The following is a 19,266-nucleotide window of genomic DNA, read 5'->3' as shown; positions in this document are numbered from 1 at the left end:
TGGTATGAATACATTCAGACAATTGATATATGCATTCACGGGACTTTGCCTTGCCCTATTGTTCCTCATCGCCTGTTCAGAAGAGGATGAGCGTTTGGGGAATGAAGGACTGCTTCAGTTGAGTCTCGGTTTCAACAGTAAAACCATTACCGTTGAGACCAAAGCGGATACCGATACCGAAAATTGCAAGGTATGGATTAAAAACGATGCGGGAGATATCATCCGCAAATATGAGAAAGCAACGGATATACCGGCACAGTTATGGCTGATAACCGGTACATATACCGTAGAAGCAAGCACGGGTACACCTAAAACAGCGGAATTTGACAAGGCTTACTACAAGGGAGAATCTGAAATCACGATTCAGGCAAACAAAACCGTTAAAAAGGAGATTGTCTGCCGGCTGGCTCAAAGTAAGGTTTCCGTCGTATACGATGAAGACCTGAACACCTATTATACCGATTATAACACTACTGTTTCCTTAGGAACTTCCAAGTTGGTGTTTGCCAAAGAAAATACACAGATTGGTTATTTCTATGCTCCGGATGGTGACAAGGATCTGCTCTGTAAAGTAGTAGGGAAAAACAAAAATTCGGAGGAGATCACATCCGAATATACAATAGCCAATATCAAACCCTATACGCATTATATAATCCATGTAAATGTAACCGTCAACAATCCGAACACGAGCAATGGCGGATTGAAATTTACAATCGAAACGGAGGAGGACCTGGAAACAAGAGAAGATGACATAGATATAGGCATCAAAAAATACCCGGGCATACATGCAACACAGGATGATGTGGAAACCACTGAGTTTGTCTTCTTTGAGGATCCAGGCAATGGAATCTATACATTAAAGGCCTCCGCTGCATTCGGCATAAAAGAGTTTATCGTAAACAACCCCTTCTTAAGTGATATACTGGAAGGGAAAACAAGTGTTAACTTTATGAACCTATCTGCTGCCGAGCGAACGGATCTAACCAGTAAAGGATTCCTGTTTACTCCGGAGCCGGTGAAAGGCATAAAAGAATTAACGGTACAAATTCCTGTAAAAACAGCCACGGCAAAAGAGAAAAAGGACTTTATAGTAAGTGTGACGGATATGCATGAGCAGAACCGTACAGCGCAGTATACCATGTTTATCTCAGATATGATGGTTGCAACAGACTGGCACAAAAGTCATGTAGATGCCTGGGCCACACACGCCTTTTTGCGAGGCAAATGGTTCCCGGTAACACAACCCAGTGATATCAAAATCAATTATAAGAAAACCGCAGATACCCAGTGGACCGAGATCCCGACAAATGCGATCACATTTGATCCGGCAACGAAACGTTTCTTTGTGAAAATCGATTATCCCCTTTCTGAAAATGGCGTTTCTTATGAATACACCGTATCTGAAGGTGGTAAAACAAGCAGTTCTCAGGTCTTTACGACAGAAGCTGCCATTCCGTTGCCCAACGGGAATTTAGATGATTGGTATCATACAGGGAGTTTTTATGTACCGAATAAATCAGCGAATGGATTTTGGGGCACAGGAAATAATAGCTTTACTCCGCAACTTACGACTCCGACAGAATCACCTGTTGTCACCAGTGGCGGTAAGGCGGCTCACCTAAAATCCCAATCGGCTCCTCTGGTAGGCTTAGCTGCCGGAAATCTTTTCGCCGGAGATTTTCAAATGGACGGCATGGGAGGAAAAATAACGATGGGTAGACTCTTTGGTTCTCGTCCGGCTAAACTAAAAGGTTTTTATCGATATGCCCCAGGTACGATCGATAATGGAGGAACCATCACACTGCCAAGCGGGAAAAAGGTTAATATAGTAACCGGCACGCCTGATACCTGTGCTATTTATATCCTGATGACCAGTGAACCTTTCACTATCTCAACGGTTACGCCTTCTACCTTATTTGATCTTGATACCCAAAGGTTTAAAGATATTGTTTTTGCCTATGCGGAATTACCTGCAAGCCAATGTGGCAGCACGAACGGAGCGTATAAAAGTTTTGAACTGCCTCTCCAGTATCTGAAAGAGGAAAAGCCGGAGAATATGTATATGACCATTGTCTGTTCAGCAGACAAATATGGTGATTACTTTAAAGGAAGCTCAACCAGTGAATTATTCTTAGATGATTTTGAATTAATATATGAATAAGATAATGAGATATTCTCTATTGTTTATTACTGTTTGCTGTTGTAGTATATTACAACTTTCCGCTCAGAAATTCGACCGGGGGATCAAACAAAATACCTTTGTACCCAAAGGACAATGGATAACAGGAGTAAGCGTTTCTTATTCGGAATATTCGAATGAGAATTATAAATTCCTTGTCCTCGAAAAGATCGATGGTAGCGGGTATAACTTAAATGTAAGCCCATTGATCTGTTTTACTTTCCGCGACAATGTGGCGGCAGGGGGACGCTTCGGGTATTCGCGCTCGTTGACCAAACTCAACAATCTCTCCCTGAACCTGGACGACGACCTGGATTTTGATATAAGCGACATGTACACCTTGAGTCATTCCTATTCCGGAACCGGAGTCTTACGTACGTATATCAGCCTGGGAGACAGCAAACGCTTTGGTTTGTATAATGAGGCGCAGTTTACACTGGAAGGAGGACAAGCCAAAATGATTAACGGCAAAGGAGAAGATCTAACCGGTACCTATCAGAAGTCTTTTGGATTACAGGTAGGTATGAGCCCAGGATTGGTTGCTTTTATCAACAATTACACCGCTGTAGAAGTCAGTATCGGCGTGTTGGGGTTCAATTATAAAAAGATAAATCAGACCACCGATCAGGTCTATCACGGTGAGAGAAGAACCAGTTCGGCAAACTTTAAGATAAACCTGTTCAGCATCGGATTGGGTCTGGCCTTTTATCTGTAACAACAAACAATGCGTCAATCAAAAATATACATATTGTTTGTACTCCTCTGTTGTACAGTCCTCAATGGGTATGCAACAGATACGCTGAAGATCTTTAAAAAGGAAATTCCTTTGGGACGGATGGACAGGGGCATTGTCGATTATACCGTTATCCCCAAGGGACAAGTGATGATTGGAACAACAGTAAGTTATACCACCTTTGTCAACGAAGACTATGAGTTATTATCTATCTTCAAAGACTTCGATGCCGAGGGACATACATTCAGCTTCAAACCTTTTATCGCTTATTTCTATCGGGATAACTCGATGGCAGGGTTGCGTTTCGGATATACACGTACACTCTTAAAGGTGAATAATATCTCCCTGGAGTTTGACGATGATATGGATTTCAACCTTAACAATATTTATTTGTTGGAACATAAGTATTCCGGGACAGGTTTTGTGCGCAATTATGTCGGCCTGGGCGGATCGAAACGATTTGCGTTGTTCAATGAGACCAGTATCACCTTCAGTGGAGGAGAGGCTAAATTTGTACGAGGCAAAAACGAGACATTGGACGGGACCTATTCGACGATCCGGGAACTGCAGGTAGGCATCACCCCCGGACTCACCGCATTCATTATGAACAATGTGGGTATAGAGGTCTCCTTTGGCGTTGCCGGTTTTACATACCGGAAAGAAAGACAGGTTCATAACCGGGTAGAAGCAGGCATGCATCAATCCAGTGGGGCGAACTTTAAGATAGATCTGTTCAGTATCGGTATCGGACTGGCGGTTTTTTTATAAGATCAGTAAAATTTAAGTGAAGAACTATGCATAAGTTACTACTAAAAAATAGCACAGGATGCCTTCTTATCCTGTTTGTATTGTCTGTCTTTCACGCGTGTATCGAGAACGACATCCCTTACCCTAGAATCAAGATGAACTTTCAGGAGTTTGAGATTGAAGGACAGATAGGCAAAACAGTGATCGATTCCATCAACTACAATACAGTGACTATTCCCATCGGGGAAACAGTCAATCTGAAAACGTTGAAGATAAAGTCCTATCGCCTTACCGAATCGGCAATGATCAGTCCGGCACTGGGAACGACAATCGATCTCTCAATGCCTAAAACCTTTACTCTCTCCCTTTATCAGGAGTATGAATGGATAGTGAAAGCAGAGCAGAACCTGAACAGAGCTTTCCTGGTTTCGGGACAAGTGGGGCATTCGGAAATCGACTCCATTCATTATGTGGCTGTGGCTTACGTGCCCACCAGTACTCCGTTAAACAGAGTGCCTGTTAATAAATTGAAGTTAGGCCCCTCAAATGCAGTAATGACTCCTTCGCCACAAGAGTATATGGACTTCACTTCTCCCCGGACATTTACCGTGAAATACCATGATATAACGGAAGAATGGACCGTATACGTGATCCAAACCGATCAATCGGTCGTGACAGAAACGCCGGATGCATTCGCCACCAAAGCCTATCTACATGGAACAGGTCAATCGGGAGCAGACAACGGTTTCGAGTTCCGCCCGACGACTGAATCGGAATGGACCCTGATCGGCAAGGACCAGATCAGTTCCGATGGCGGTACTTTCACTGCCACAGTGACGGGATTAACACCCCAGACCCGTTATACAGTACGGGCTTTCTCCGACGGTGTCTATGGAGAGGAGATCAGTTTCACGACAGAAACGCCGGTAAGTCTGACCGACGGCAGCTTTGACGAATGGCATCAGAGCGGAAAAGTATGGAACCCATGGCCCAACGGTTCTTTGTCTTATTGGGATACCGGCAACCGGGGTGCTACTACCTTGGGAGAAAGCAATACGACTCCGACTACAGAGACAAGTACAGGAAAAGGACAAGCGGCTAAACTCCATTCCAAATTCGTCGGTATTGCCGGTATCGGTAAATTTGCCGCTGGGAATATCTTTGCCGGTGAGTATGTACGTACTGATGGGACTAATGGGATCTTGAATTTCGGACGTCCCTTCGAAGTGCGACCGACACGCCTTCGATTCAGTTATAAATACACTTCAGCTTCAATCAACCGTACCTCCGAGGAATTCACAGCCCTGAAAGGACGCCCTGATTCCTGCTATATTTACGTTTCCGTAGGCGATTGGGAAGCTCCCCTCGAGATACGTACCAAGCCTTCGGAACGGAAATTATTCGAACAGAATGATCCGGCTATTATTGCTTATGGTGAATTTATCTCCGGCTCAAATACCTCGGTTTATCAGCAGGTAGAAATCCCCCTCGTATATCGTACAACGAGCCGGAAACCCAAACACTTGGTGATCGTTTGTACTGCCAGTAAGTACGGAGACTATTTTACCGGAGGAGAAGGCAGTACGCTTTGGATTGATAATATGGAACTATTGTACGACTAAACAAAGAAAAAGATATGAGACGCGCTATTTTATTCACAATACTTTCCCTATTCATTTTTTCCATAAATGGGTGGGCACAAAATGAATACCGGATCGAAATAGGAACATCGACAGGTGGAAAGATACAGTTATACCATGAGAATGGAAATGAAATAACGGAAACGGAGATAGAAGCAGGTTATGCCTCAGTCGTCAAAGACGAGGTCATCACGGTGGTGGCATCTCCATCGGATGCAAACCATCAACTCTCTTCCATCACCGTACAAGGAGGGAATAATATCAAATACGATACGAGCGATCGGAACAAAGCTTGGTTCACTGTCACAGGAACCAGTAAAGTCGTAGTAACTCCTGTCTTTACCGGAAACGATATCAAAGTGGCTTTTTCTACAGCCGACACCTCAAACGGCAGTTTCACCGTTCGTTACAACGGAAAAACACTCTCCAGCGGAGCCACCGTGCCTTATGGGGCTGAGATTGAAATCGAAGGCAAACCAACAGACGAATCCTACGCCGTTGAAAAGGTATTAGTCAATGGACAACCGACCGGTACTCCGGTTAACAATAAAATCACTTATAAAGTGACCGGGGCTGTGACGGCTATTGTGGTTTATTTTGAAAATAGAACCGCGCAGATTATCTATTTGAAACCTGCGTCGGGCGGAGATACGCCTGTTGTTGTGAAAGGGACAAAGGCTAATTTTGAGACGGCTGAAGTTATTTTGAATCAAAATGTGACAAAAACAGTACAAGTACCTTACAATACCTCCATAACAATTCAACCGAAAAACTATACAAAGGCGAAGATTTATACACTTATTGTAAACGGACAGCCTTGCGCTCTGGATGCTGACGGTTATTATAGTTTTATAGCCAAAGAAGATCATAAGATCACCTTAACGTATGCCAGTAAATCCGGTATTTCTCCTACGTTGGCAAACGAAACTACTTCATACACCGGACAGCCTCAAAAATATAATAATTACTCCACCAATCCGGCAGGTCTTTCTCATATCCAGGTCAACTATAAAACGGCTGATACAGAGTATACAACGACTCCTCCTACAGAAATAGGGGTATACACTGTACAACTCAGCCGGGATACGGATGAATATATGACTTTTTCCGGGACTAAGACAGCTCTTTTCACCATCGAACCGGCTCCTCTCAAAATAACTTCTTTGCCTAATGTACGCGAAGAACAGGGAAATTATACCATCACAGGAGGAAGTGCCTGTTTCAAGAACAAAACCGTTCAATGTGATCTTTCGGTTGCTGAAACAACAGGTGCATTAGTCAAAGTGGTGTTTACGCCTAAAAAGAGTTGTTACCAACCGGCCTTTTGCTGGGTTCCTCTCGCCAATGAAACCCATCAATTGTCTTTTTATACGGTCAAATTAAATCCTGTAGATGGGGCTGTTCCTGTATTATACAATGGGGATAAAGAAATTCAACATGGAGAGAAAATAGCGGAAGGAACTCCATTGGTCTTAACTGCTCCTATGGTCCCACAAGGATTCACTGTGGAAAAAATCATCAACAAAATAAGTGACACCCAAAATGAATACCTGTTACTTGACAATACAAATCGCAAAGAACTGATTGCAGAAAAGGCATATGATCTCTATGTGGTGTTAACAAAAGCAACTCCTCTTCCGCAATGGAACCTGAAAAATCCGCCGACGAACCGAAGTGCTACCTATTCGGGAGCCTTACGAGCTTATTCACAGGCATTACTCCCTTCCACTTTTGTGCAAGGTACACCCACCCCCACAAGCGCAAACATTAAAAATATACGCTACAAAGATGAAACAGGAAATTTCGTACTCCCTATAAATGCCGGAGTTTATGAACTTTGGGCTTTACTCCCTGCCGAAAAAGGGTTTGACAGTATCTCTGTCAAAACAACTTATACCATTTCTGCTATCAACCCGACATTACCCGAAAAACCGCAACCTGCCACCACCCAGGTTCCCTACGGCATGCATTTAAAACAGGTGCCTATCATCGGTGGACAACCCAATGTGGCCGGTACTTTTCAGTGGTTGGATGGAGAACAACTGGTTGAAAACGGTAAGACCTATACGATCCAGTTTATTCCCGACGACAGCCGAAACTATCATACGATAACGGCGGCTACTGCTACATTGTCTATCAATAACGAACAATTGATCTACTTCGGTTCCACAAATGGTTCGATCGCGGTTAAAAACAAAAATACCGGTATTGCATTGGCATCCGGTGACCGGATTCAACAGGGAGATCAATTGATTATTTCCGCTACCCCCAACGCAGGATATTATCTCCATAAATTAGGGGTGTGCAAAAATTACGGAATGGAGAGTTCTATCTCCAGCGGAGTAGTGTATACGGTAGAAGGCGATAGCCCGCTTATCATCCAGGCCGACTTCCGGTCGAACTCTACTAGTTCGCCTGTAACAAACCCCTTGGCTACCGCTGTCGTACCATCCAACAATACCTACCAGGTGTATGTTCCGACGGTTGCCGGTGCCATTACCTCTCCAGCCGGTTACCATACGGTAAAAGAAGGAGAGTCGTTCACTCTGCAGCTCACCTCCGATCCGGGATATGCACCCCCTACGGTAAAAGCAAACGGGCAAACGATAAGCCCCAATATACAGCAAGAATATGTATATACAAATATTGATAGGGATGTACTCTTTACGGTGGATGTGCCCGGTCTCTCTCTCTACAAAGTGGTTCTTCCCGATCCGACTCCATACGGACAGGTGACATTGGAAGAACTCAATAACCTGCGTTCCGGAACAGAAGGATTTGTTTACGGCAGTAAAATTCGCCTGACAGCCCTCGCTGCCGAAGGTACCTCATTTATCCGCTGGGGGGATGGATCAACAGAGAACCCGCGTGAATATACCATCCAGGGAGATCTTTTCATCAAAGCAGAATTCAGAGGTGTCCCTACCAGCATATCTCCTATAGATACGGACAATGTGATCTATAGCAAAGGTAAAAATATCTTCCTGAAAGTAACGCAAGCCTCCCTTGTCAAAGTGACCGATATCCTGGGACGAACGATGCATGCGAAAAACATAGAGGGAGAGACCTGTCTACCGCTCTCCCGTCCGGGTATATATGTTATCAGCATATACCGTGACAGTAAATTGGTGAAACTGCAAAAGATACATATCAAATAGGACTCCCTGTTCAGTGTCATATCCCTCCGCTAGAATCCGAGGGTCCTATATTTGTGTTACCAGCATTATCCGGCAAGTTCCTGAGCGAATTTGCCGGGTGATACTCCGGTATTCTTTTTGAAGAATTTACCGAATGAAGATTGATCGGCAAATCCTATATTAAAAGCTATCTCCTGAATGGTCAGATTGGTATGTATCAATAATGCCTTTGCTTCCAGAAGCACAAATTCTGCTATCCATTGACTGGCAGTCTTGCCGCTTACGTCTTTTACTACTTTCGACAGGTATTGAGGGGTGACAAAAAGTTTATTGGCATAAAAGCGGAGATTATGTTCGGCTGAGCAATCTTGGCGTAGCATACTTATGAAGCTGTCGAAGAGTTCTTCTTGCCTCGATTTACGATAGCTTTTAGCCTGTTTATATTTGGATAAAATCATATTTTCCATATAATCAGATCCTTGTTTGAAGAACTCAAGTACCTCTTCCTGAGATAAATTATTCTGAATAGATGAGTACAAATAATGGCAGAACACACAGAAATCTGTATGATTCATCTCCGAATCATTGGCTTCACGAATGACTAACCGGTTAATTTCCATATTGCGTTTACTGTTTGATATTCATTTTGTCGAGTATCTTCTCCAACGGGCAAAACCCGGTGAACGACGACTGTACGAGGTTTACCCCGACAAAAGCAGGCAACAACAGCCAACCGATAGATACCCAATAAGCCAGAGAAATACCCGCCAGCACCATAGTGCCGGCGACTATACGGATAATATATTCACGTTTCATGATTAGTCAACTTTTTTCTTTAACATCTTGAAATACAATAAGGGGACGACGATCAACGTCAGGATGGTCGACGTGATCGTTCCGCCCAACAGAGAGATGGCCAATCCCTGGAAGATCGGGTCGAACAGCATCACAATGGCTCCCAGTACCACTCCTCCGGCGGTCAATATAATAGGGGTCGTACGTACGGCTCCCGCTTCGATCACCGCCTGTTTCAGCGGAACACCGTCTTTGAGGCGGATATCGATAAAGTCGATCAACAACACGGAGTTACGCACCATAATTCCGGCCAGAGCGATAAAGCCAATCATCGAAGGGGCACTGAAATAAGCGCCGAACGCCCAGTGTCCGAGAATAATCCCGATCAACGAAAGCGGTATGGCGGCCAACTGTACCAACGGCGTGATAAAGTTCTGGAACCAACCGACAATCAGGGTGTATATAATGATTAATACCAACATAAACGCCAAACCCAGGTCGCGGAATACTTCGTAGGTGATCTGCCATTCGCCATCCCATTTCAAGGCGAAATGGTCTTCGTATCGCGGTTGTTCGCTGTATTCTTCCGATAAGGTATATCCTTCGGGCAGTTTTATCTCGGACAATCTGTCTGATACCATAGTGATCGGATAGATCGGACTTTCAAGGTCGCCAGCCACTTCGGTCAACACAAACACCACGCGTTTCTGGTCTTTGCGCTGGATACTTTTCGCTTTCTCACCTTGGGTCACCGTCACCAGATCGCTGATCGGCACGGCCATTCCCTGTGGCTTGACCACCTTCAGACTTAATACCTCTTCGAGACTCGCTTTTTCGGTTTCGGGCAATTGCAATACAATGCCTACCTGTTGCACGGAAGCGGGCAGGTGCAAGACGCCTGCCGGCATGCCCGACAACGCCGCGCGCAGGTTCTGAACCACTTGCGCGTTGGGGATGCCCAACCGCATCGCTTTGTCTTTATCCACGTCGAATTTATATTCGATCTGTGTGTCTTCTACCGACCAATCCACATCGGCCACATTGTCGGTCGTCGCCAGAATATCTTTCACCTGGCGGGCGACGTCGATCTGCTGTTCGTAGTCCGGACCGTAGATCTCGGCAACGATGGTCGACATCACCGGTGGGCCGGGAGGCACTTCGACCACCTTTACGTTGGCGTTGTATTTCTTTGCGATAGCTTGCAGATCGGCACGCACGGAAGAGGCGATATCATGGCTTTGTTCGCTGCGCTCGCCTTTGCCAACCAGGTTGACCTGTATATCGGCCACGTTTTCCCCCCGGCGCATATCGTAATGCCGCACCAAGCCGTTGAAACTGATCGGGGCCGATGTACCTACATAGGTCTGGTAATTCGTGACCATCGCGTTCCGGCTCAGATACACCGCCAGTTCTTTGGTCACGGCAGCCGTGCGTTCCAACGTGGTGCCTTCGGGCATGTCGATGACAACCTGAAACTCGTTTTTATTGTCGAAAGGAAGCATCTTTACGGGCACCGCTTTGGTGTAAAATAAAGAGAAGGTGGCCAATAGGATCACGGTCAGCCCAAGCATAAAGCTCCAGCGGTATTTTCTGTTTTCCAAAAATGGAGTGATCGTCTTGGCGTACAACCGATACATCTTCGTCTGGCGCAGATCCGACGTTTCTTCTTCGGATTTCTCTTCTTGTTTTTTGCCTTTTTTATCTTTATGGCGAAGGAATAAATAACCGAAATAAGGCGTGAGCGTCAAGGCGATAATCAAGGAGAACGTCATCGCGATGGATGCGCCGATCGGCATCGGACTCATATACGGACCCATCATGCCCGAAACAAATGCCATCGGCAGTACGGCAGCAATCACGGTAAGCGTTGCCAGGATCGTGGGGTTACCCACCTCGTTGATCGCGTACAAGGTCGCTTGCAACGGCGGCAGTTTCTTCATCTTGAAATGCCGGTGCATATTCTCGGCAATCACAATGGAGTCGTCGGTCACAATGCCCGTGACGAACACCAAAGCAAACAGCGTAATGCGGTTGAGAGTGTACCCCAGGAAGTAATAAGCAAACAACGTCAGGGCAAAGGTGACCGGCACGGAAAGAAAGACGACCAATCCGCCGCGCCAGCCCATCGCCAGCATCACAAAAAGGGTGACGATAACGATCGCGATCGAGAGATGCGACAACAATTCGAATACCTTGTCGGAGGCCGTTTCGCCGTAGTTACGGGTGACTTCCACCTGTATATCATTGGTGATCACCTCTTTCTTCAGGTGTTCCACTTTCTCGTTCACCACCTTGGCCAGTTGCATGGCATCGGCTCCTTTTTTCTTGGCAATTGACAGGGTTACCGCCGAATAATCATCGGGCATCGCGTCTTTTTTGGCTTTTGCCGCCGCGCCATAACCAAACGAAACATACTGCTTAGGCAGTTCGGGACCATCTTCTACTTCGGCGATCTGGTAAAGGTAGACCGGCTGATTGTCGTTCGTGCCGACGATCAGACTTCTAACTTCTTCCACGTCGGTAAAGAAACTACCCGTTTGCACGGCGTAGACCTGGTCGCCGGTGATGATATTGCCACTCTGCATCTGCGCGTTGTTCGCTTGCAAGGCTTGGGCAATTGCTCCGAAATCGAGCTTGTTCTGCGCCATTTTATCTTTGTCGAATATCACTTTCAATTCGCGACTTTGTCCGCCGACAATATTCACCTGGGCGACATCGGGTATCTTCTTGATCTCGTCGCCTACCACTTCGGCCACCTGCCGCAAGGGATAAGCACCCATCTCTTCGCTCCAGAGCGTATACGCCAGGGCGGGAACATCGTCTATGGCACGCGATTTCACCAGCGGCATAGTCGCTCCTTGCGGCATACGATCCATATTCTTCATGATCTCGTTGTAGAGCTTCACCAACGAACGCTCCACATCTTCGCCGACAAAGAATTGCACGGTCAGCATGCCCATATCATTCATCGAAGTCGAATAGATATGTTCGACGCCTTTGATATTCGACACCACCTTTTCGAGCGGTTGCATAATTCTCGACTCTACCTCCTGTGGCGTGGCGCCGGGATAACCTACCATAATATCCGCCATCGGCACATCGATTTGCGGCTCCTCTTCACGCGGGATCAGATAGATGCTGAAGATTCCCAAGAGCATAAAAGCGATAAAGAGCAGGATACTCAGTTTCGACTGAAGGAATGCCTTGGCTATTTTTCCTGAAATTCCGTTTTCCATTGTTTTCGTTTATTTGGATGTCGATACTTTCACCCCGTTATACAATTTACTCTCCGCACGCAACACCACTTTATCGTTGGCATTCAAGCCCGAAAGCACTTCGATCTGATTGCCGACCGTCTTACCCAGCCGCACCCAATGCAGGCTGGCTTCATTGCGATCGTTTACCACATACACCCCCGTCAGCTGATCGCGGTACACCAATGAATTCGTATCGATCAGGATCTTTGAGGGCGTATCCGTTTTGACTTTATGGGGGATAAATACATTCACATACATACCCGAATGGATATTCGTCTGGTCCTGCGTATCGATCGCCAGTTTCAAGGCGTATTGCCCGCCCGCGCGGTAAGCCGAAGGGCTAAGCTCCGACACCTTCCCGGTCAGGGTGGCTCCCAACGATTTGATTTCTATCCGGGCGGCATCGCCTACTTTTACGTACGGGATGTAACTTTCGGGTACAGAAGCTACGATCTGCCATTCGCCGTTTTGTTCCATCATCAGGATCGGCATGCCCGGATGGGCCATACTGCCTTCGTCCATCATCTTTTGGGTGATCGTTCCCGCAAAGGGCGCGCGGATATCGGTATAGGCCAACATGGCGTTGACTTCATTCATCTGCTGATGCGCCATTTCTACTTTGGCCTGCATGGAGGTATGTTGCAGGGCGACGTTTTCCAGCTCTTTGTCCGATACGCTGTTTTGCGCGTACAGTGTCCGGAAGCGCTCGTAGTCGCGTTCCGCATTTTTAGCCGCTGCTTCGGCTTCGGTGATCATCGCCTGGATCTGTGCCTTTTTCGCCCGGATCTCATCGCTACTGATCGAAACCAATAATTGTCCTGCCGAAACCTTATCGCCCGGTTTGCTGTGTATCTTATGGATAAAGCCCATCATGCGGGTGCTGATGACGGCTGTTTGCCGGGCGGTGATCTCGCCACTGAGGTAGAAGCCGTCGTTGCCCGACTGCGTCGGATAATAGGTTTCTACATTTACGGCCGCCTGCCCTTTCTCTTGCTGTCCATCGGCTGATGAGCAGGAATAAAACAAGGATATTGCTATAATGCCTAATACTGCGTTTCTTGAAATTTTCATATCTGTCTTTTTTTGTTTAGTTCTTAGTTGTTTGATAAAAAATGAAGGTACGCTTCGATCACGTTGTACGACATAATGGCCTGCGAGAGCAGAAGTTTCTGCTGGGAGAACTGGGCTTGCGCCATCAAGAGATCGGTCGTATTCGCCAGTCCTTCGTTGTGGCGGTCGGCCAGGATGCGCAAGGCTTCTTCCGCTTGTTCCACATTTATCTGTTGTTTGTCGATCTCCGTTTGCGAGTCGTTCAGGTCGCGCCGGGCCTTGTCCAATTCGAGTTGTTCCTTTTTAATATGCAGGTTCAATTCTTCCTGCATCCGTTTTTTTTGGTATTGCGCCGATTTCATTTTATTACGGTTCTGGTTGCCCGAGAAGATCTCCCAGCTCAGGTTGATACCGGCCAGATACGAATCGTTTCTGAACTTAAACGCCTGTGAATCGTTCAGATTGTACGAGGCAAAAGCATTGATGCGTGGCAGAAAGGCCATGCGGGAAGACTTGACCATCATATCCGTTGCATCCACGGCTTTCTGGAGCGCCAGGATATCCGGGCGAAAGAGGGATAGCGTCGTTTCAGGATATATTTTTTTCTTTTGCACCAACGAGTCAGTCGTATACGCTTCCTCACTGATATCCAGACCCATCAACAAACGAAGTCCGTTGGAGGCGTTATGGATATTGCTTTCCGCCTTCGCCAAAGCACTTTCGATGGTGTTGACCTGCACCTGGGCGTTCAACACATCCGATTTCTGTACCAGACCCTGATCGTAGAAGTTCGTCACCGACCGGTGTATCTGCTTCACGTCTTCGAGCGATTCCTGGAGGATATCGCGCGCCTGATAAGCCATTTGCAAGCCGGTATATGTTTTTTGTACTTCGAACGCGATGTATTCTTTCGTGCGTTCGGCCTTGTATTGGTACATCTCTTCCTGCGCCCGGGCACCTTTGCGGGCGTAGATCATATCCAGGTTTAAAAGGGGTAGCTTCGCTTCCGCCTGGGTACCGTAGTTTTGTGTCGCTCCCGGATGATTCAATTTCGCCGGATCGAAATCCATCGCCGTAACCGATTCCTGCTGTAACAGGAATCCGAAAGCGTTCAAGGGATTGTTTGTCGTCAATGCCGTATATCCCAAGGTGATTTGCGGCAGGAAAATGGCGTCGGTCTGATGAAAGTCGGCATTCGCTATTTTCCGGTCCATCTCCGACATTTTTATATGGCTGTTGTTTTCGATCGCCATATTTACCGCCTGATCGGCCGTTATATATGAACCGTTTTGTGCCTCTACCACGAGCGTAAAGGCAATTGCACTTAATGTAATGATCGTTGTTCTTCTCATTTTTTTATATCTGTTCAGTTTAGTTTCCATTGGAAATATATCGCAAAGGAAAACAATATATTCCAAAGAAACAAATTTCCAAAGGAAAATAATATGGAAAAGATTTTTATGTTTTATTTAACAAATTGCAAATACTTCATAATTAACGACATATAACTATCTATTAAATATTTTCAATAAGAAGTAGTTTCCAATAGAAATAAAATATATACCTTTGTATCGCAAACATAAAAACAGACAAAATGAAAGTCGTAAAAGTCAAACAATAAAATGTAAATAGTATGGCAGGATTTTTCAACAGGCTGTTCGGATTAAAGGACAAAGCCGATTTCAACACGCTCTTAGAGAATGGAGCAACACTTTTGGATGTGCGGACAGCGGAAGAGTATAAACAAGGAGCAGCTGCTCATTCAATCAACATCCCTCTGGATAGTCTGAGTGAGAATATCTCAAAACTGGAAAAGGACAAACCGATTATCACCGTATGTGCCAGCGGCATGCGTAGCCGTAGTGCAGCATCCCTGTTACGGAATAAAGGATTTGCAGAAGTATATAATGGCGGAAGCTGGTTTAATTTTTAAACGAAAACAGAATAAAATGCGACATCTCATCTTTGTCATTTCAGTCATATCTGTATGGCTGATCTCTTGCAATAGTAAAGCAGAAACAAAAAGTCAGACAAACGTAATCACTAAAAAAGAGACTAAAATGAAAACAATGTATTTAACAAAAGCAGAATTCTTATCAAAAGTTGCTAATTTTGAAGCCAATCCAACCCAATGGCAGTATTTGGGGGATAAACCGGCATTGATTGATTTTTACGCGGATTGGTGTGGTCCCTGTAAAGCCATAGCTCCGGTATTGGAAGAGCTGGCGGCTGAATATGAAGGCCGTATCTATATTTATAAAATCAATACAGAGACAGAGCCGGATCTTGCCGCAGCCTTTGGCATAAGAAGTATTCCGACACTCTTGTTTGTGCCGATGGACGAGCAGCCACAGATGGCAGCCGGTGCACTGCCTAAACAACAATTGAAAGAGGCGATTGACAAAGTCCTATTAAAAAAGTAATATAAAGTAAAATGCGATGATGGCTAATAATACGAACAATTCACAAGTAAATACGCTGTGTCAGATCAGGGATTTGTATAGGACAATTTATGAATTTGAATTAAACTTTCAACGTACATACGACCTGGGATTGAACGAAGGAATGTTATTATGCTCATTGAATACGCAAAAATACTCTTCCAACGAACTGGCCGCAGTCTTGGGCTTAAGCAATTCGAATACATCCAAGGTGATAAAGTCTGTAGAAAAGAAAAAGCTTATCAAACGTATTGTCGGCAAAGACGATAAACGCCAGATGTATTTTACCTTGACAGAATTGGGACGTAAAAAACTCGAATCGATAAAATGTGCAGAATTCAATATCCCTGAATCATTGAAGACTGCCATCCTTCCCTAATTACAGGAAAAGAATCCGTGTGAAAACGAGATCACGGAATTTCAAAAAGAAATATTTTCCCGTAGACACTATTAACCGAAAACATAATTTACAAATGAAAATAGTAATCATTGGAGGAGTAGCGGGAGGAGCAACAGCTGCCGCCCGGCTCCGTCGGATGAATGAAAATGCAGAAATTATCCTGTTTGAGCGAGGAGAATATGTTTCGTACGCGAACTGCGGACTTCCGTATTATATCGGGGGAACAATCACGGAGCGGGATGATCTGTTTGTGCAAACGGCTGAAGGATTCACGAACCGATTTCGTATAGATATCCGCTTGCTATCGGAAGTAACTTCTATTTCCGCGGAGGATAAAACAATAAAGGTCAGAAACTTGTCAACCGGAGAGGAGTACGCAGAGTCGTACGACAAATTGCTCGTCTCTACCGGAGCAGCCCCTATCAGACTTCCACTCCCTGGTATCGACCACCCGGCGATATTTACATTGAGAAGTGTGCCGGATACCGATGCAATCCAATCGTATATCAAGCAACACCATATCAAGCGGGTTGTGATTATGGGAGCGGGATTCATCGGACTGGAAATGGCGGAAAATCTATACGAGGCCGGACTGACAGTCGACATTGTAGAGATGGGCGAACAGGTGATGGCTCCGTTGGATTTCTCCATGGCCAGCATGGTGCATCAACACGTGAGAGAGAAAAATATCAACCTCCGTTTAAAGGAAAAAGTCGTAGGCTTTGAGGCCGCCGGCGATACCTTGAGGGTTTTACTGGATGGAGGGCAACAGATCGAAACCGATATGGTGATATCCAGCATCGGTGTTCGTCCGGAAAAGCAATTAGCTGAATCAGCCGGATTGAAGATCGGCTCCTTGGGAGGTATCTGGGTAAATGAATATATGCAAACCTCTGATGCGCATATATACGCCGTGGGGGATGCTGTCGAGGTAAATAATCCGGTGAGCCATCAACCGGCCTTAATCCCTTTGGCAGGCCCGGCAAACAAACAAGCCCGGATAGCTGCCGACAATATCCTGGAAGGGAATAAATGTATATATAAAGGGACCATCGGAACCTCTATTGCTAAAGTATTTGACCTGACGGTTGCCACTGCCGGTGTTTCTGCCAAGGTGTTGAAGCGACAGCATATAAAGTATCTTTCGTCGTATACCCATGGCTATTCGCATGCCGGATACTATCCCGGCTCACAGCCGCTTTCAATTAAAATCGTTTTTGCTCCTGAAACAGGACAATTGTATGGGGCGCAGGTGGTTGGTTTCGACGGGGTAGATAAACGCATTGAGATGATGGCACAAGTGATACAAAACAAAGGCACTATCTATAACCTGAGCGAACTGGAACAAGCCTATGCCCCTCCTTTCTCATCGGCGAAAGACCCGGTGAATATTGCCGGATTCGTAGCGGAAAACATATTGAAGGGAAAAATAAAGATCGCTTATTGGCGGGATATTGCAGCCCTCGATCCGACAAAGGATTTCCTGTTGGATGTGCGCACGGAAGAGGAATACGGTATGAATCATATAATAGGGGCAGTGAATATACCTGTCGATGATTTGCGGAAGCGATTGGATGAGATTCCGACCGATAAAAGGATCATCTTGTATTGCGCCATCGGTCTACGTGGTTATCTGGCATACAGAATACTCATCCAGAAAGGTTTTACTAATGTTTATAACCTTTCCGGAGGATACAAAACATATGCTTCCGCTACATGTAAAGATTTTTGTTGTTACAAACCGGATAACCTGGATACAAACAAATAGGGGAAGAGATTTTCTTTATCTTTGGCTCTGAAAATCAACTAATGGCTGCGGTATGGTTTTTAGAGAAGAAGGATACGTACAGCTATGACAAGTAAAATATGAATCATATAGAAACCATTCAAAAGCGGCGTTCTGTCCGTACATATACGGGTGAACCTTTGCGCGAAGAGCATAGTGCCCAAATCCGACAATATATCGATCAGTTGCAAGCTCCGTTTGGTGTAAAAGCAAGAATCGAACTGATACATACAAAATCCGATGAGGAGCCCATCAAACTAGGAACCTACGGATGGGTGAAAGGAGCGTGTGATTACCTGGTGTTGATATACGAGGATGCACCTTTAGCCGAGACTGCAGCCGCTTATATGTTTGAAGAGGCAGTGTTGTTTTGTACACATCTGGGATTAGGGACCTGTTGGCTGGGGGGCTCTTTCAGTCGGGGCGACTTCAAAAAGCAGGTGTCACTTGGGACGAATGAGAAATTAAGGATTGTATCACCTGTCGGTTATCCGGGAGGCGGACAGCGGTTCCTGGAAAAATATATCGTGCAGGCGGATAAAAAACATAGTTCCCGGAAGCCTTTTGGGGAACTTTTCTTTGAAAAGGACTTCACGCATCCATTGACGGAAGATAGTGCCGGGAAGTATTCTCAACCCCTTGAAATGGTTCGCCTGGCACCTTCGGCGAATAATAAGCAGGAATGGCGTGTCTTATATGAAGAGAAGGTATTGCATTTTTACAAAAAACCTTACCTCTCATTCGATTCTATCGATATCGGTATTGCCCTTTGTCACTTTGAGCTGAGTTGCCGGGAACTAGGTATTGCCGGCCGGTATGAAGTAGTAAAGGATTTTCCGGAAAAGGAAAATTTGGATTATGTGATTTCCTGGATTCAGGAAGAATAAAAAAGGTAAATCGCAGATACGAATAAGCACGAATCACCTCGAAAAAAGATGTCACCAATGAACCCCGGAGGGGTTTCATGTGAATAACCGTGGGATGCAATCCTACGGCCGCAATACATCCCCTTACACCAACCAGCACTATCTTGGCTCCTCTTCTTGGATAAGAAGAGGGGGACCACTGCTTGCAGTGGTGGAGCAGTTTGAATTCTTTATA

Annotated in this window: 15 protein-coding genes; 10 read left to right on the top strand and 5 right to left on the bottom strand. The window is 45.5% G+C overall.

Annotation, left to right across the window (positions count from 1 at the left end; all coding sequences use genetic code 11):
- The first annotated feature begins 4 nt into the window (after nt 1-4).
- The 5 genes from D0T51_RS03555 to D0T51_RS03535 are packed head-to-tail and all read left to right on the top strand — an operon-like array spanning nt 5 to nt 8,457.
- On the top strand, nt 5-2,161 hold the full coding sequence (locus tag D0T51_RS03555; protein WP_163725293.1) for a DUF4493 domain-containing protein: 2,157 nt from the start codon (nt 5-7) through the stop codon (nt 2,159-2,161).
- Nucleotides 2,154-2,894, top strand: a complete 741-nt coding sequence (locus D0T51_RS03550; protein WP_163725290.1) for a hypothetical protein — start codon at nt 2,154-2,156, stop codon at nt 2,892-2,894. Before D0T51_RS03555 ends, D0T51_RS03550 begins: the two co-directional genes overlap by 8 nt.
- Nucleotides 2,895-2,903: 9 nt before the next feature.
- Nucleotides 2,904-3,680: a hypothetical protein gene (locus tag D0T51_RS03545; protein ID WP_163725288.1), complete on the top strand. Its 777-nt coding sequence runs from the start codon at nt 2,904-2,906 to the stop codon at nt 3,678-3,680.
- A 26-nt stretch (nt 3,681-3,706) separates the two neighbouring features.
- Nucleotides 3,707-5,281, top strand: coding sequence for a PCMD domain-containing protein (locus tag D0T51_RS03540; RefSeq protein WP_163725285.1), 1,575 nt, complete (start codon nt 3,707-3,709; stop codon nt 5,279-5,281).
- 14 nt (nt 5,282-5,295) lie between these two features.
- On the top strand, nt 5,296-8,457 hold the full coding sequence (locus tag D0T51_RS03535; protein ID WP_163725282.1) for a hypothetical protein: 3,162 nt from the start codon (nt 5,296-5,298) through the stop codon (nt 8,455-8,457).
- Nucleotides 8,458-8,522: 65 nt separating this feature from the next.
- On the opposite strand, the gene D0T51_RS03530 is transcribed toward D0T51_RS03535, so the two are convergent.
- Genes D0T51_RS03530 through D0T51_RS03510 form a run of 5 tightly spaced genes read right to left on the bottom strand, consistent with a single transcriptional unit; the run spans nt 8,523 to nt 14,890 of the window.
- Nucleotides 8,523-9,056 (bottom strand): AraC family transcriptional regulator, encoded by a 534-nt coding sequence (locus D0T51_RS03530; RefSeq protein ID WP_163725278.1) that lies wholly within the window; start codon nt 9,054-9,056, stop codon nt 8,523-8,525.
- 7 nt (nt 9,057-9,063) lie between these two features.
- The gene (locus tag D0T51_RS03525) at nt 9,064-9,252 is read right to left on the bottom strand and encodes a DUF2892 domain-containing protein (protein WP_163725275.1); all 189 of its coding nucleotides are present in this window, start codon (nt 9,250-9,252) and stop codon (nt 9,064-9,066) included.
- A gap of 2 nt (nt 9,253-9,254) precedes the next feature.
- The gene (locus D0T51_RS03520) at nt 9,255-12,467 is read right to left on the bottom strand and encodes an efflux RND transporter permease subunit (RefSeq protein ID WP_163725272.1); all 3,213 of its coding nucleotides are present in this window, start codon (nt 12,465-12,467) and stop codon (nt 9,255-9,257) included.
- 9 nt (nt 12,468-12,476) lie between these two features.
- Complete coding sequence (locus D0T51_RS03515) at nt 12,477-13,559, bottom strand: efflux RND transporter periplasmic adaptor subunit (RefSeq protein WP_163725270.1); 1,083 nt, start codon at nt 13,557-13,559, stop codon at nt 12,477-12,479.
- A gap of 23 nt (nt 13,560-13,582) precedes the next feature.
- Nucleotides 13,583-14,890, bottom strand: a complete 1,308-nt coding sequence (locus D0T51_RS03510) for a TolC family protein (RefSeq protein WP_163725267.1) — start codon at nt 14,888-14,890, stop codon at nt 13,583-13,585.
- A 281-nt stretch (nt 14,891-15,171) separates the two neighbouring features.
- Between D0T51_RS03510 and D0T51_RS03505 the strand changes: the two genes are divergently transcribed.
- The 5 genes from D0T51_RS03505 (at nt 15,172) to D0T51_RS03485 (ending at nt 19,052) form a co-directional block, all read left to right on the top strand.
- The gene (locus D0T51_RS03505) at nt 15,172-15,471 is read left to right on the top strand and encodes a rhodanese-like domain-containing protein (protein ID WP_163725264.1); all 300 of its coding nucleotides are present in this window, start codon (nt 15,172-15,174) and stop codon (nt 15,469-15,471) included.
- Between the two features lie 16 nt (nt 15,472-15,487).
- Nucleotides 15,488-15,961 carry a thioredoxin gene (gene trxA, locus D0T51_RS03500; RefSeq protein ID WP_163725261.1) on the top strand — a complete coding sequence of 158 codons (474 nt, stop codon included), beginning with the start codon at nt 15,488-15,490 and terminating at the stop codon, nt 15,959-15,961.
- A 19-nt stretch (nt 15,962-15,980) separates the two neighbouring features.
- Complete coding sequence (locus D0T51_RS03495; protein ID WP_163725549.1) at nt 15,981-16,358, top strand: winged helix DNA-binding protein; 378 nt, start codon at nt 15,981-15,983, stop codon at nt 16,356-16,358.
- A gap of 94 nt (nt 16,359-16,452) precedes the next feature.
- On the top strand, nt 16,453-18,147 hold the full coding sequence (locus D0T51_RS03490; RefSeq protein WP_163725259.1) for an FAD-dependent oxidoreductase: 1,695 nt from the start codon (nt 16,453-16,455) through the stop codon (nt 18,145-18,147).
- 98 nt (nt 18,148-18,245) lie between these two features.
- The gene (locus D0T51_RS03485) at nt 18,246-19,052 is read left to right on the top strand and encodes a nitroreductase family protein (RefSeq protein WP_163725255.1); all 807 of its coding nucleotides are present in this window, start codon (nt 18,246-18,248) and stop codon (nt 19,050-19,052) included.
- Nucleotides 19,053-19,266: the final 214 nt, after the last annotated feature.

The organism is Parabacteroides sp. 52 (assembly GCF_010500925.1).
Taxonomy (GTDB): Bacteria; Bacteroidota; Bacteroidia; order Bacteroidales; family Tannerellaceae; genus QVMG01.
Note: the sequence above shows the minus strand (reverse complement) of the source record. Positions and strands in the feature narration are given on the sequence as shown.